Origin of the sequence: Virgibacillus sp. NKC19-16 (genome assembly GCF_021560035.1) — a bacterium.
GTDB lineage: Bacteria > Bacillota > Bacilli > Bacillales > Amphibacillaceae > Virgibacillus_L > Virgibacillus_L salidurans.
On the sequence record NZ_CP074373.1, the window covers coordinates 793,739 to 805,589 of the forward strand.

General features: G+C 38.5%; 12 protein-coding genes. 10 read left to right on the plus strand and 2 right to left on the minus strand.

All coding sequences use genetic code 11. The annotated features are described in order from the left end of the window. Window positions 1-132: 132 nt before the first annotated feature. Together KFZ58_RS04385 and KFZ58_RS04390 are read right to left on the minus strand one after the other, a co-directional pair. Entirely contained in the window at window positions 133-678 is a 546-nt protein-coding gene (locus KFZ58_RS04385; RefSeq protein ID WP_235793617.1) for a CBO0543 family protein, read from the minus strand. Between the two features lie 12 nt (window positions 679-690). After that, entirely contained in the window at window positions 691-1,197 is a 507-nt protein-coding gene (locus tag KFZ58_RS04390) for a CBO0543 family protein (RefSeq protein ID WP_235793618.1), read from the minus strand. A 231-nt stretch (window positions 1,198-1,428) separates the two neighbouring features. On the opposite strand from KFZ58_RS04390, the gene KFZ58_RS04395 reads away from it, so the two are divergent. From KFZ58_RS04395 to KFZ58_RS04440, 10 genes are all read left to right on the plus strand, one after another. Further along, window positions 1,429-1,713: a DUF3231 family protein gene (locus KFZ58_RS04395; RefSeq protein WP_235793619.1), complete on the plus strand. Its 285-nt coding sequence runs from the start codon at window positions 1,429-1,431 to the stop codon at window positions 1,711-1,713. Between the two features lie 22 nt (window positions 1,714-1,735). Beyond that, window positions 1,736-3,760: a catalase gene (locus tag KFZ58_RS04400; protein WP_235793620.1), complete on the plus strand. Its 2,025-nt coding sequence runs from the start codon at window positions 1,736-1,738 to the stop codon at window positions 3,758-3,760. A 1,020-nt stretch (window positions 3,761-4,780) separates the two neighbouring features. After that, window positions 4,781-5,458 carry a response regulator transcription factor gene (locus KFZ58_RS04405; protein ID WP_235793621.1) on the plus strand — a complete coding sequence of 226 codons (678 nt, stop codon included), beginning with the start codon at window positions 4,781-4,783 and terminating at the stop codon, window positions 5,456-5,458. Window positions 5,459-5,463: 5 nt separating this feature from the next. Beyond that, window positions 5,464-6,456 (plus strand): sensor histidine kinase, encoded by a 993-nt coding sequence (locus tag KFZ58_RS04410; RefSeq protein WP_235793622.1) that lies wholly within the window; start codon window positions 5,464-5,466, stop codon window positions 6,454-6,456. A gap of 100 nt (window positions 6,457-6,556) precedes the next feature. After that, window positions 6,557-7,315: an ABC transporter ATP-binding protein gene (locus tag KFZ58_RS04415; RefSeq protein WP_235793623.1), complete on the plus strand. Its 759-nt coding sequence runs from the start codon at window positions 6,557-6,559 to the stop codon at window positions 7,313-7,315. A 100-nt stretch (window positions 7,316-7,415) separates the two neighbouring features. Continuing rightward, entirely contained in the window at window positions 7,416-9,227 is a 1,812-nt protein-coding gene (locus tag KFZ58_RS04420) for an FtsX-like permease family protein (protein ID WP_235793624.1), read from the plus strand. Between the two features lie 371 nt (window positions 9,228-9,598). Further along, the gene (locus KFZ58_RS04425) at window positions 9,599-9,931 is read left to right on the plus strand and encodes a YxeA family protein (RefSeq protein WP_235793625.1); all 333 of its coding nucleotides are present in this window, start codon (window positions 9,599-9,601) and stop codon (window positions 9,929-9,931) included. 172 nt (window positions 9,932-10,103) lie between these two features. Further along, window positions 10,104-10,715: a peptidoglycan-binding domain-containing protein gene (locus tag KFZ58_RS04430; protein WP_235793626.1), complete on the plus strand. Its 612-nt coding sequence runs from the start codon at window positions 10,104-10,106 to the stop codon at window positions 10,713-10,715. Between the two features lie 289 nt (window positions 10,716-11,004). After that, entirely contained in the window at window positions 11,005-11,259 is a 255-nt protein-coding gene (locus KFZ58_RS04435; RefSeq protein WP_235793627.1) for a YesK family protein, read from the plus strand. A 350-nt stretch (window positions 11,260-11,609) separates the two neighbouring features. Continuing rightward, window positions 11,610-11,834: a hypothetical protein gene (locus KFZ58_RS04440; protein ID WP_235793628.1), complete on the plus strand. Its 225-nt coding sequence runs from the start codon at window positions 11,610-11,612 to the stop codon at window positions 11,832-11,834. The last annotated feature ends 17 nt before the right edge of the window (window positions 11,835-11,851 follow it).

An 11,851-nucleotide genomic window follows, 5' to 3' on the forward strand; every position in this document is an offset into this window, starting at 1 on the left:
GACCATCTTATCGGTTTTTAACTAACGGGCGCTATAACCGAATAAATATGGGCAACAATAGAGCCATTATCTGGAATAAGAAATAAAGAGCTAATGTAAAGAGAATAGGAAAATTTCACATACCAAAGGTTGTTATTGATAATGCTGGTCCAGTTGTTTGAATTTGTTAAGTACGTATTTGAATACAACTGCTATTATAATATAAGGAAAAAATGAATAGACATGCTCCCAATGGTAGGGTTCATATATCTGTAACCACACCAAAAGTGGTTCCAACATAAACGCGAAAACAAAAGCATTTATTGTTGCAGCAATTAAAAAAGCTTTCCATGTTTTAAAATACTGGTAAACCATCATATAAATAATAGGCATTTGCAGTTTGTGTATTTCGATAGTTAAAGGTACAGGTGTTAACGTATTTGGATAATGCCATAATCCTAATGAAACACCTATTGTATCCCCCATTATTGCTATAGTTGCTACCATAAATCCGTACGTGATAATCTCGAAAATTCTTTTTTTATCTAGAATAATGAACCATACAATAAAAAGACCAATGGTTGTAACTAAAAGAACCCACCAACTAAAGGTAAATAAGGTCTCATTCAACCAATACTCTATTCTTGTATCTCTAAACTGCTCGGTTAATTCAATAACATCTTGCCAAGTAGGTTGCATCCTGCCTCCCTCCTAAGTTGGAATTATTATTAATGAATGATTTGACGCCCACTTATGATGGATGTAAAAAATAATAAATAAAATCCAGTCAGCAGCATATGAGAAACCTATGTTCCACCATAAGCCATGCTCAATAAAGCCAATATACAAAAAAAGTAGCTCAAGTAATATTGCGAATATAGACCAATAAAATATATGGCGTGTAACTGATAAAACTGTTTGCTTTTTGGGTAATGACTGAAGAAAAAAATAGATAACTACAAAGTATAATCCAAATCTATTCAATAATTGAATATAAAATAGTTCTATCTTTGTTCCTGGATAGTGCCATAAAGGATAAACAAACATCATCAAATCGGTAATCAAAGCTAAAATAATACCTACGTACCCTGTTAATACAAACAGTGGGAATTTCTTTTTATTAGAAAAAGAGAAAAATGCTATCCAACTTATTATAAAAGTGACTGTTCCAATGAGCACTAAATAAGCACCTTCTCTCATCAGTCTGCCTTGTACCAATTGTTAATGATATCTTTTTACAATAACTCGAAAATATACTTATTAGCGTTTTAATGCTGAGACTATTCTATAAACGGGAGAGTTTCTTTAACTCTTTATCCCTATACATATTCCCCCAAAAAAGGAAGGATAATTTAAAACTTGCCCTCTAGAGGAATTGATTTATGAATACGCAGTCCAATGTGGAATTAAGCTCGGCAGAAATCGCAAGTCTTTGGAGAAATTATCAAAGTGATTCAATGGCTATACAGTATTATTAGTTATGCATTGAGCCAGGTTGAAGATGAAGACATACGCTCCGTGCTGGAGTTTGCTTTAAATCTATCCCACCAACACGTCCAATTTATCCAAAATCTGCTCACCAATGAACAAATTGCTGTACGCAATGGGTTTACAGCACAGGATGTGAATTTAAACGCACCAAGATTATTTACCGATGATTTAATCTTATTGAGACAGAAATGTGTGAGATGTTTAATATATATAATACACAGGGTAGAGTACTACAAATATTAAGAAGGGAAAGGAGAGGAGCAAAATGACAAACGAAGATAAGAATAAAAAGCAAAAACAGCTGGATCAAGACCGAGTAAAAGATCAGGATCAAGCATTAACAACCAATCAAGGATTAAAAATGGCGGAAGACGAATTTTCCTTGAAGGCAGGTGAGCGAGGATCAACACTTTTAGAAGATTTTCATTTCCGAGAAAAAATGACTCATTTTGACCATGAGCGCATTCCTGAACGTGTGGTACATGCCAGAGGATACGGAGCTCATGGTGAATTCGAGTTATATGAATCATTGGCTCCTTTCACGAAGGCGAATTTTCTAACGGAAACAGGTAAAAAAACACCTGTTTTTGTACGATTTTCTACGGTTCAAGGTTCACGTGGATCTTTTGAATTAGCTCGGGACGTACGGGGATTTGCAACCAAATTTTATACAGATGAAGGAAACTTTGACCTTGTCGGCAATAATATGCCTGTTTTCTTTATGCAAGATGGCATTAAATTTCCTGACTTTGTACATGCGGTAAAGCCGGAACCTCATCATGAGATGCCACAGGCTGCGACAGCGCATGATACATTTTGGGATTGGATCGCCAATAATCAGGAATCTGCACATATGGTAATGTGGGCCATGTCTGATCGGGCGATCCCAAGAAGCTACCGAATGATGGAGGGATTTGGGGTCCATACATTCCGGCTGGTGAACGAACAGGGGCAAGCTTTTTTTGTCAAATTCCACTGGAAACCTGTTCTCGGCGTCCATTCTGTGATTTGGGATGAGGCACAGAAAATTAATGGGGATGACCCGGACTTTCATCGCCGTGATTTGTACGAATCTATTGAACAGGGAAATCATCCAGAATTTGAGTTAGGGGTCCAAATCATCAATGAAGAAGATGAATTTAGTTTTGATTTTGACATTTTAGATCCAACGAAAATTTGGCCTGAGGAAGATGTGCCTGTAAAAATTATTGGAAAAATGACCCTGAATCGCAATGTTGATAACGTTTTTGCAGAAACGGAGCAAGTTGCATTCCACCCAGGAAGTGTTGTTCCAGGAATCGACTTTTCTAATGATCCGCTCTTGCAGGCACGTCTGTTTTCTTATACAGATACACAGCTTATTCGACTTGGAGGGCCAAATTTCCATGAACTGCCGATTAATCGACCGGTTTGTCCATTCCACAATAATCAGCGTGATGGATATGGACGTAAGACAATAAACGTGGGGCAGGTGAGTTATCATAAAAATTCACTTGCCAATAATACACCGAAGCCTGTCAGTGAGGAAGAAGGTGGATTTAGTCATTATCAGGGAAAAGTAGAGGGCCGCAAAGTCCGCGCACGGAGTGAGAGCTTTACAGATCATTTCTCGCAGGCAATTTTGTTTTGGAATAGTATGAGCGATGTGGAGAAACAGCATATTATCAATGCATTCAGCTTTGAACTTGGAAAATGCAAAGAAATGACTATTCGTGAACAAGTATTAGAGATGTATTCGAATGTGAGCCATGAACTGGTATCCAGTGTCGCACAAAATTTAGGTATGCAAGCACCAAAGAAAAAAGAGATTACGTATACGAAATCATCACCAGCATTAAGCCAAGCAAATACAACTTATAAAACAGATACGCGCACAGTAGGGGTTATTGCTGCAGATGGCTTTCCAGAAGAGCTGCACAGAGTAATAAATGAACTGAAACAAGCAAATATCATCCCTCAGATTGTCAGTGATCACCAAGGCAGGATTCAAGGTAAAGACGGATCAGAGCTGACGGTTGATGATACATTTCAAACATCAGACTCTGTCCTATTTGATTCAATTCTAATCACAAATAAGGAAGGGAAAACATCCTTGTTCAGTAAAGAAGCACCTTATTTTGTGAAAGAAGCTTTTCTTCATTATAAACCAACTGGTGCAATCAAAGAAGGGACAAATATCATCCAAGACTTACAGATTTCTGGTGAATCTGGTGTTGTGAAAGATGATAGCAAACAATTTATTGAAGCGATTCGTAAAGCAAGATTCTGGGACCGCTCGGGAAAGAAATAAGTAAAATGACCTGTTGTGACTTTTAAAAAGTCACAACAAAGTAACTAAAAAAATGTTTATCAATAAAGAGATACAAATCGTTGTGTTGGCTCGGTGTATGTAATAAAAAATGCAGTAATGAATATAAGAGCAGGAGTTTGGTATAAGGGCGGCATGATGTAATAGTCGCTCAATAAATATTGTCCAATCAATGATTTTAAGGGTTATAAGGGCGCTTAAATCCTTAAAACCTCACATTAACCTCACATTTTTATAAATTTATGTTTGAAAGGGTGTTTTCGTAAAAGTTACTAACCTTTACGAAAACACCCTTTTTCATTTTTTTGGTCATATGAGTGTAGATTTTCAATTTCGTTTGCGGGTCGTCGTGTCCTGCCCCTTCCATAACCGTTAACCGTTGCAAGATCAACACCAGCTTCAGCAAGCATGCTTATATGAGTATGTCGAAAGATGTGGTGTCGCTTTCTTTTCAATGTTTGTGTATTCCAACAGTCTAGCCATTCGGGTCACAAACTCATTAAATCACATTACAGGCGTCAGAAAAAGATCAAAATAAAATATCGAAGTGAACTAGAGCATGATGGCAACGTTGTTTTTTGCCGGGCAAATGGATATACATGGTCGAATGTAATGCGCTTTCCAGAGTTTTCGTCGATTTTATTTTCATCAATTGTTCGGACGGCGTCTTGTACACGCTTTTTGGCTTCTCATTGTGTCTTAGCTCGTCGGGTTATGTTAAGATCTAGCTTATTAAATAATCTTTGAGAAATGAGCACGATGATTAGAAATTAACAGTAGAAAATGATCAAATTGTTTTATAAAAATTTTATATGATTTCACGAATGGAGAGTCCGTTTTGATCAATCTTTATTTTAAAGCTACAGATGGACAGCATGTTTGCTGCAAAAGGCATACCCAAATGAATTTTATGAATTAAATTTTGTGAAAGCATACAAAATATCTAGTTTCCTTTATAATGGGGACAGGATATTTTTATACATAAAGACTGGACGGTGGAATATGTCAAAAATTTTTATAATCGAAGATGATATGCCACTTTTTAATGAGCTTAAGGCAAGGCTGGAAGAATGGGATTACAGTGTGCACGGGGTCACTGACTTTGGAAATATATTAAATGATTTTATCAATATTGAACCGGATTTGGTCATTATCGATATTACGCTGCCCAAATACGATGGTTTTTACTGGTGTCGACGTATCCGGGATATTTCAAGCCTCCCAATCATCTTTCTGTCATCCAGGAACCATCCGACAGATATGGTGATGAGTATGCAGATGGGCAGTGACGATTATATTCAGAAACCCTTTAATTTTGATGTGCTCGTTGCGAAAGTGCAGGCATTGCTGAGACGTGTCTATCAGTATCAGAATCAGGATATTGACGTTGTTAGATTCAGGGATGCAGTGTTTGACTTTAAAAAGCTGACCGTCATGAGAAATGACGACGAAATTCATCTGACCAAAAATGAATCATTCATATTATCTGTCCTGATCCATGACATCAATCAGGCAGTAACGAGGGGAGCGCTCATTGAACAACTGTGGGATGATTCCAGATTCATTAGCGACAACACACTGACTGTGAATGTGACCAGGATCAGGAAGAAGCTTGAAGGTATAGGTCTGAAAGATGCAATCATTACCAAAACAGGCCTCGGTTATATGCTTAAGGAGTGAGGTTCATGTATATCAGACAAACGGTGCCATGGATGATTCTTTTTATCGTGTTTAATCTTTCAATCCTATTACTCGGGATTTTGGATACTGAAATCCCCATCCTCTCCGTGATATATATCTTTATCATCAATACGGTTATTTTGTCTTTATTCCTTATGTGGGACTTTTTCAGGGGCAGAAACTACAGGTTGGAGTTAATGAATATTGAAAGAATTGATGAAACGGACAGTCTGCCGGCTCCTGCGACTCCTTATCAGAAAAGGCTGGATGCTCAACTGTCAGTTATGAAGAAATTTCACAATGACATGCTGGAAAGTGAAACCAAAAAGACAGAAGAAAATCTGGATGAACTGACAAGATGGATACACGATATGAAAATGCCGATGACCACGATGAAATTGAAGATAGATGATCTGGATGAAAAGGAAAGGTCAGGGATGGAAGAGGAATGGCTCAGGCTGGATGCCGCGCTGAATGAAATGCTTTATGAGAAAAGACTCACGAACATCAGCAACGATCTATATATTGAAAGTGTTGAGATTGAAAATGTCATTTCAAATACGATCAGAAAATTGAGGGCAATCTGTATTGAAAAAGGGATCGGGTTCGATATGGATCTGCATGTCACCCAAATAGAGACAGATTTGAAGTGGTTCTCTTTTATGGTGGATCAGATCATCGGCAACAGCGTCAAATACTCTGGGGACAGCGACATTACAATATCCAGCTATTTGAGGGAAGGATGGCCGGAGCTTGAAATATCAGACGCCGGAAGAGGGATCAGAGCTGAAGATATTCCAAGGATATTTGAAGCAGGTTTTACTTCCACCAGTGACCATGGAGACAGGGAAGCAACGGGTATGGGGATGTATCTTACGAAAGAAGTGGCGGACGCAATGGACATCGTGATAGATGTTAAATCCCGATACGGGGAGGGAACCACAACAATTCTTACATTCCCTAAAAAGAATAAATTTCAGGAGATGAAGACCATGTGACAAAAATGTCACATGGTCTTGTGCATATGTCACAAGAATCAAAGGAAATAGAAGAATCAAAGGAGTAAGATAAGGATATAACAACAACGGAGGTATCGTTATGATTCTTGAAGCAAAAGATATTAAAAAATCATATGGCAACAGACTGAACAGAACTGAAGTGTTAAAAGGAATTGATCTCAATATTGAACAGGGAGAATTCGTTTCGATTATGGGCGCATCCGGTTCAGGGAAAACGACATTGCTGAATGTGCTGAGCTCCATCGACAGAGTGACAAACGGTCATATTTTTATGGAAGGACAGGATATTACAAATCTAAAAGATAAAAAGCTTGCCGATTTCAGGAAGAATGATCTCGGTTTTATGTTCCAAGAATATAATCTGCTCGACACGTTGACTGTAAAAGAAAATATATTACTACCGCTTTCAATCAGAAATATGAAGAAGGCGGATGTTGAAAAACAATTTGAACTCGTTGCAGGTGAGCTTGGAATATACGATTTAAAGGGTAAATATCCGAGTGAAATTTCCGGCGGGCAGCAGCAGCGTACAAGTGCCGCAAGAGCATTCATCCATCAGCCGAAAATCATATTTGCCGACGAGCCGACAGGGGCGCTGGATTCCAAATCCGCCAGCAACCTGCTCAGAAAACTGCAGCAGTTGAACAGCATAAGTAACTCAACAATTATGATGGTGACCCATGACGCCACTGCTGCGAGTTACTCGGGCAGGGTCATTTTCCTGAAGGACGGTCTTGTCTATTCAATGCTCAGAAAAGGTGAGCGTTCGCAGGAAGACTATTACAAGGAAATCATGAATACCCAGAGTGTGCTTGGTGGTGTCGGCGTTGAGTCTTAACTCCATAATTCTGAAAAACTTCTTCAAGAACCTGAAGAACTATACGTTGTATATATTTGCCCTTGTATTCGGTGTTGTACTCTATTTCTCATTAGTACTTATGTCTCAGGATGAGAGTGCTGCAAAAGAATTGACATCCAGTGACTTGAGGACCTCCGGATTTATCGTCGGGTCAGTGCTGTTGGTTGTCATCATCGTTACGTTCGTCATGTTTGCCAACTCAATTTTCCTGAAAAGAAGAAACAGGGAGCTTGCACTGTTTCAGCTGATCGGGCTGACGCGCGGGAAAATATTCAGGATACTTATATTGGAAAATGCGGTCATTTATTTTGGCAGCCTGATTATCGGTATTGCTTTTGGATTTCTGGTGTCCCGTATCCTGCTCATGATCTTACTCAGGATGATGCAGATAGAACTTTCTGTAGGGATGAGCTTTTCAATGGAAGCGGTCATCCAGACGGCCATACTATTCGTATTCATATTTGCGCTGTTGATGGCACAGAACTTCATCTTTTTGAAACGAACACGTCTCATTAAAATGCTTACGCTTGACCAATCCAGTGAATCAAACTACAGAGGGTTGGGAGCAGGTACTGTAATACTTGGCATTCTGGGTCTGGCGATGATCATTTCAGGTTACTGGCTGTCAGCCAACATGCTTGATTTCGGGGCTCTATTCTTCCTGTTGATGTTTGGGGTCCTTTTCCTGACCATCGCCGGTACTTATATTACATTTAAGTTTTCTGTCGCATTCGTTCTGAATATGATCAGAAAATCCAAAAATGGTCACGTTAATGTGAATGATGTTCTGTCGCTTACCAGCATCATGTTCAAGATGAAGTCCAATGCATTCCTACTAACTCTAATCAGTGTGATCAGTGCACTCAGTATGGGGATGATGTCACTTTCATATATCTCTTATTACTCAGTGGGACAGTCTGTCGATACTTCTGTTCCAAATGATTACATTTTTTATGAAGAAGGGGATATGCAGTTCTACAGTGATCTGCTGGATGACAATGGCATTGAACATGAAACAGTGAATATCCCGACCATTACCTATGATGCGAAAGGTGAGGCCATCACGGTAGATATGGAAACGCCGGAAGGGATGAGTTCTGAATTATATCTGAGTATTGTAAGTGAAGAAAATGTCGATGGATTTGAAGTCGGTGAAAATGAACTGGTCATTACAGGGATTCCGTACTTTATGGATTCATACATTGACTTCAACCTGAACCATCCTGTGACGCTGGTTGATGATGATTATGAACATACACTTGAGCTGGTGGATACAGACGAGGATGCTATACTGCCGTCCCATGTCAGTTTTGGTTCCCCTCAGGCAGTGGTTTCCAGTGAGGTGTACAGCACACTCGAAGACAACCATAACTATGACGAAGAAACAGCGCAGCCCCAGGAAAGTTTTGCGATTGATATTACCGGGGAAGACAGTCAGGCAATTTTCGAAATGATGGATGAAGAAAACAATCCAGCATTCGAATCGAAAATCAATCAGTATACCAATCAGATACAGGGCTCAGGGATGCTGATGTTTGTCATCGGATTTGTCGGATTTGCATTCCTGCTGACATCCGGATGTATCCTCTACTTCAAGCAGATTGGGGAAAGTGAAGACGAGAAGGGCAGCTATAATGTCCTGAGGAAACTTGGTTTCTCTGAAAATGAAATTGTAAAGGGTCTTACAATCAAGATGGTTGTCACATTTGGTGTACCATTGCTTATCGGCCTGCTGCACACATATTTCGCAGTTAATGCCGGATGGTTTTTATTCGGCAGTGAAATGTGGACACCGATGCTGACTGTAATGGGTGCATATATTATTTTATATTCAGTATTCGCGCTTATATCACTGATGTACTATAAGAAAGTGGTTAAAGAAAGTATGTAAAGTAAAATTGCTCCGTTTCATTTGAATGGTGAGCGGAGCAATGTTTTACTTTTGACTTCACTGAATAGCGGTCTATATTATCCTCCATTATAGAAAGACTGTCGTCCGTTTCAAGTATGACTGCTCGGACAACGGATAAGTCGCCACTTCCGTTGGAATGGATGGCTTGCTTGCTTGACTTCAGTCCCATCCATTTAAAATGCACTCAAAAAAGTATGAAAAAAGATTTATCTGTGCATTTGAAATAAAGTCGCGACGTTAGTAAAAAAAGATACGATGTTTGTAAAATAGTTGCGAAGATCAAGATGCAAAATTTGTTCTGAAAATCTTTTGAAATTAGGTTCAAACATAATATACGAGGGAGGTAAAAAATGAGAAAGGTAATTATTTTTATTCTAGTAACTTTATTTGTTGTGGGCATACCTATGGGTATTTATTTTTCTTTGCCAGAAATGACGCAGACCAATCTTAACCCTTTTATTGAAGAAGAATATTGGTATGTGCAGGTAGATGAAGAAGGAATAATTGGACAAGAACGGAAATCAGTTAATTATGAACTCCCTGCTGTAAATGAGGAAGGGGAACAAAAAGACATTGAATTTACGGCACTTAGTGAATTAAGGGAAGGGGCATATATACAATTAACCGTGGAGAATGAATTTGTTACTACGTATGAAGAGGTTGATGAAGATGATTTGCCATGAAAAGAAAATAAATCATCAAACTTTATTTCAAAGATACAACAAAAATATTTCAAAATTTAAAGTGGTTTATCAAATATATCATTTTCTTAAAATTCCTATAAATATATTGAAATTATAAATAAAAAATGAGATTATGTGGTTGTTAAAAAGTGGAAATGGAGGTTAATTTGTTATGAAAAAGAAATGGTTAGTAGCAATACCCGCGATTGCACTTGTGGTTGCGTCACTTCCCTTTCAACCCGCAGACGCAGTTGCAGATGCAGCCTCAGAAAATGAATCGGTTCAACATTCAGAATCAGAGATACCAGCAGGATATGAAGTGATATTAAATTGGCCACCTGAAAAACAGCCGATGATGAAACAGGGGAGCCAAGGCAGTTTTGAAGTTGAATTTATTCAAGTGATGTTGAATAACTTTGGATTTGAAACAGAAGTTGATGGGACTTTTGGTTCGCACACAGACCAACAAGTTCGCAGGTTGCAAGCTGAGAACGGGTTAGTCCAAGACGGAATTGTCGGTGTTGATACATGGACTGTATTACTAAAAGAGTATCAAGCGGAGTTGTTTACAGTAGAAAAGGCGATTACTTATGCAGAGATAGCCCTAGATAATGATGATCTAGTGTTTAGTAGCGATGGTGTGCGTCATAAGGACTCAGATGGAAAAGTATTTTATTCTTTGAAAGCACAAAGTCAAGATTTAATTGATGACGGAGGTACTGGCACGGTCGGATTCTATGATGTGTATCAAAATGGAGATGTTGTGGAATCAAAACCAAGATAAAAACTTGATTTATATGAATCACTGAAAGGAAGTCCCGGACTCTATCAGTCAGGGGCTTTTCCATAACACCAGCTGTTCAAATCCTGAGGTTGTACGTATTTCGGATACAATTTCCCTCTTTTTCAGACCTGGTAGTGATGGTCACCTATATAAAAAAATTAATTCAGTCTTATGCTATCGGGCGTCTATCAGGAATAAAGGGGGCATCCTTTCTAAAGCTCGGGAATATATAAATTGAAATGCCCGAGTTTAACGAGTGAATACATAGGATTAGGGAAGGGGCTTATATATGGATACATTCTTGTTCCCCATAATCCTTGCTAGTATTATTTCTGCCGGTTTAGTCCTTGTATTAGCCAGATTGGTTGATGAAGCATTATTTTTTAGTATTACATCCTTTCTTATCTTATTATGTTTTGGACTTATCTTATACAGTTTTTTCCTAGGAAGTTGGAAAAGTATGAACTTGGCTACCATTGGCACCTCAGTGGTTATAGGATTAACTGCGGGGGTTATGATCAGTCCTTGGGCAAAAAAAATGTAAGCGTTCAACAGTCAAGTACGGGCGGCATGCTCCTAAGACCCCGAAATATCGATCTTTCTGAGCTTCTTATAGTCATTAGGAGCAGAAAAGTCACGTTTTTTGTTAAAAATTTTTTGAAGATGTTCCCGTAGAGATTATTTACTTTTATGGGAGCATCTTTTTTCATTTTGTTTGTGACATGTGTATGATTAATGATCATTTATAATGTGATCGATAATAAAAAGTGCGTGTTTATTATGGGGAATTACTTTGACCAAAACTACTTTTATATAAGTTGAATTAAAGTTTCCATAATCATCCATCTGGGTATAGAAATACAAAATACCTCGATAGGAGGGTGATAACCGTGAATGCTTAAAGTTAGATTGAGAAAAGCAAATGACGATGAGACATGCCAAGGCTCCCCGTCACTTACGTTATCAAGCGGTCTATCTTATTTATCTGGTTATACCAGGAAAGAAATTGGCGAAATAATTAACCGGCGTCATGGTATCTATATTAATTCATACAAAGGGGATTCCTTTGAGGGGCTGGCTCTTGGACATTCAACGGCCAAATCCTCAAAATTAAATTGAGAATGGAGGAGATGTGA

Coding starts and splice junctions, on each gene's coding strand:
- KFZ58_RS04440 (WP_235793628.1), top strand. CDS start 11,610: ATGCTTAAAGTTAGATTGAGAAAAGCAAATGACGATGAGACATGCCAA.
- KFZ58_RS04400 (WP_235793620.1), top strand. CDS start 1,736: ATGACAAACGAAGATAAGAATAAAAAGCAAAAACAGCTGGATCAAGAC.
- KFZ58_RS04435 (WP_235793627.1), top strand. CDS start 11,005: ATGGATACATTCTTGTTCCCCATAATCCTTGCTAGTATTATTTCTGCC.
- KFZ58_RS04430 (WP_235793626.1), top strand. CDS start 10,104: ATGAAAAAGAAATGGTTAGTAGCAATACCCGCGATTGCACTTGTGGTT.
- KFZ58_RS04405 (WP_235793621.1), top strand. CDS start 4,781: ATGTCAAAAATTTTTATAATCGAAGATGATATGCCACTTTTTAATGAG.
- KFZ58_RS04410 (WP_235793622.1), top strand. CDS start 5,464: ATGTATATCAGACAAACGGTGCCATGGATGATTCTTTTTATCGTGTTT.
- KFZ58_RS04425 (WP_235793625.1), top strand. CDS start 9,599: ATGAGAAAGGTAATTATTTTTATTCTAGTAACTTTATTTGTTGTGGGC.
- KFZ58_RS04385 (WP_235793617.1), bottom strand. CDS start 678: ATGCAACCTACTTGGCAAGATGTTATTGAATTAACCGAGCAGTTTAGA.
- KFZ58_RS04415 (WP_235793623.1), top strand. CDS start 6,557: ATGATTCTTGAAGCAAAAGATATTAAAAAATCATATGGCAACAGACTG.
- KFZ58_RS04420 (WP_235793624.1), top strand. CDS start 7,416: ATGTCTCAGGATGAGAGTGCTGCAAAAGAATTGACATCCAGTGACTTG.